Origin of the sequence: Halioglobus sp. HI00S01, assembly GCF_001635445.1 — a bacterium.
Taxonomy (GTDB): domain Bacteria; phylum Pseudomonadota; class Gammaproteobacteria; order Pseudomonadales; family Halieaceae; genus Halioglobus; species Halioglobus japonicus.
Genome location: NZ_LWEE01000354.1, coordinates 1 through 407 on the forward strand (window position 1 = coordinate 1; position 407 = coordinate 407).

The 407-nt window shown below is 61.7% G+C and carries 1 protein-coding gene; it reads right to left on the bottom strand.

Features of this window, described 5'->3' with window-relative positions; all coding sequences use genetic code 11:
* The coding region (locus tag A3709_RS20910; RefSeq protein WP_231871273.1) for a transposase at positions 1 to 407 on the bottom strand (407 nt) is incomplete at both ends.

Genomic DNA, 407 nt, shown 5'->3' on the forward strand with positions numbered 1-407 from the left:
CGTACTTCATCATTGGGTATGCGCTTCACATCTTTGCCACGTTTGGCCGGGGTGACCTCCCCACGCCACCGGTGGTTGGGGGCCAGCACGCCGTGATAGCGGGTAAGATTAACGCGGGGCTTAGGCGCCAGGGCAGCCAAACGTGCGATGAAATCCACCGGCTCGAATGCCACTTGCGTGGTGCCATCCCGGTAGGGCGTCTTCAGGGTGTAGACCACCTTGCCGGTGGAGCTGAGGGATAGACGCGGTGTGGCGACAGCAGGGCGGGAAATGTACCGACACAGCCGCTCATGCTTGTCCTTTTGATGTCCTTCACAGCTCACTCCGGCGTGTAGCGAGAATCCATTGGCCTTGGCCACCCGCTCCTCAGCGCAGCCTGACCATCTGATCACGGCAGGCCGCACCAC